Here is a 1,829-nt window from a genome sequence, read left to right as displayed (position 1 = left end):
TTGCCTTGGATTTTGGGGATGCCATATTTGATGTTTTGTTCAACAGTCATATGCGGAAAAAGGTTGTGATCCTGAAACAGGTATCCGATGTGACGCAAGCGGGCCGGCAGATCGAGCCTGGCACTGGATGAGTACAGCACCTGCTCCTGCAGCATGATCTCACCCCGGTCAGGCTTCCGCAAACCGGCTAAACACTCCAGAGTAGTGGTTTTTCCCGCTCCGGATGGCCCCCATAATACTAAAATCCGGTTGTCCAATTCGAAAGCAATCCGCAGCCGGAAATCCGCCAAATCTTTTTCGATATTGACCGTGAGCATTCTACTCTCTCCTCAGGTTATGCTTTATTCCCCGCCGTTCACTGTAGTTAACCCAGTAGATTACGGCAAAGCTGATCAGGGTCACCACTGCTACCAGAACCTGAGCGGTTTGATCGTGACCGGCTTCTACCGCAAAATAGATGGCGGTGGGAATAGTCTGGGTCTGACCGGGTATATTGCCGGCAACCATTAAAGTGGCGCCGAATTCTCCCAGGGATCTGGCGAAACTCAGCACCAGGCCGGCGATAATGCCCCGGCTGGCCAGGGGCAGAGTTACAGTAAGGAATACCCGCAGTTCGCCTGCTCCCAACGTGCGGGCAGCCTGTTCGTAATTGGGATTGACACTTTCAATGGCCGCCCGGGCACTGCGGTAGAACAGCGGAAATGCCACCACCAGCGAAGCCAGTACGATCGCCCGCCAGGTAAATACCACCGGGAAACCGATGCTCTCCAACCATCTACCCAGTAGTCCGTTTTTACTGACCAGGATGAGCAGGGCGTACCCGGTTACGGATGGCGGCAAAACCAAAGGCAGGGTAATGATTGATTCGATTATGTCTCTGCCCGCAAAATGGCCCCGGGCCATTAATCGCGATAAAGGCAGCCCCAGGAGAGCGGTTATGATAACCACCAGCAGGGCCACCTCAAGCGATAGGATGATGGGAGCCCATATTTCCGCAGTGTTTAGCATGATATAGTCTTCTATTTCGAAATTGAGTCGAATCCATATTTATTGAATATCTGGCTGGATTCAGTGCTTTGTAAATAGAGAAGAAAATCTTTGGCAGCCTGTTGCTGTTGGCTGGCTGTTACCAGGGCCGCCGGATAAACAATGGGCTGGTGCGTATCTTGAGGCGCCTCAAGGATCAATTTGGCCTTGTCGCTACCGGTAAGATCGGAGCGGTAAACCAGACCGGCCTCTGCATCGCCGTTTTCAACATAAGTCAATACCGTACGCACATCTTTAGTATATACTATTTTAGATTCAACCTTGTCCCAGATTTTCAGGCTGGTCAACGTTTCGCGGGCATATTTGCCGGCCGGAACGGTTTCAGGTTCTCCGACGGCTATTTTCTTCACCGTACTTTCCAAGAGACCGTTAAAGTCTTTTAAGGCGCTGTCAGCCGGGGCGATTAAGACCAGCTTATTGCCTAACAGGTCCAGGCGTGAATCCTTAACGATCAGGTTTTGTTTTTCAAGGGCGTCCATTTGCGACTTTCCTGCCGAAACAAACAGATCGGCAGGGGCTCCCTGTTCGATTTGCTTCTGCAGCGTTCCCGAACCGGCAAAATGATATGTAATCTTGACCTCTTTATGCTGGTCCTCATAAGCCGTCTTTAACTCCTGGGCCGCGTCCTGCAGACTGGCGGCTGCAAAAACGGTTATTTCAACCGGGGCAACCGTATTCTGATTGGGAATTGTTTTTTCCGCGCACCCTCCCAACAGTACTGCCATAATAAACAATAAGCATAGTGCCGCTACTTTACGCATTTCTAATCCCCCTCAATAAAT

General features: G+C 51.0%; 3 protein-coding genes. All 3 read right to left on the bottom strand.

Translation table 11 applies throughout. The features are described from left to right. Positions 1 to 317 (bottom strand): ATP-binding cassette domain-containing protein (locus tag B3W37_RS03440; RefSeq protein WP_483174790.1); only part of this gene is annotated, 317 nt, incomplete at its 3' end. A gap of 1 nt (position 318) precedes the next feature. Then, positions 319 to 1,008, bottom strand: coding sequence for a molybdate ABC transporter permease subunit (modB, locus tag B3W37_RS03435; RefSeq protein ID WP_483174789.1), 690 nt, complete (start codon positions 1,006 to 1,008; stop codon positions 319 to 321). Positions 1,009 to 1,019: 11 nt separating this feature from the next. After that, positions 1,020 to 1,808 (bottom strand): molybdate ABC transporter substrate-binding protein, encoded by a 789-nt coding sequence (gene modA, locus B3W37_RS03430; RefSeq protein WP_483171899.1) that lies wholly within the window; start codon positions 1,806 to 1,808, stop codon positions 1,020 to 1,022. Positions 1,809 to 1,829 lie beyond the last annotated feature (21 nt).

The organism is Syntrophomonas sp. UBA5494, assembly GCF_002426325.1.
This window is presented reverse-complemented; position numbering and strand designations above follow the sequence as displayed.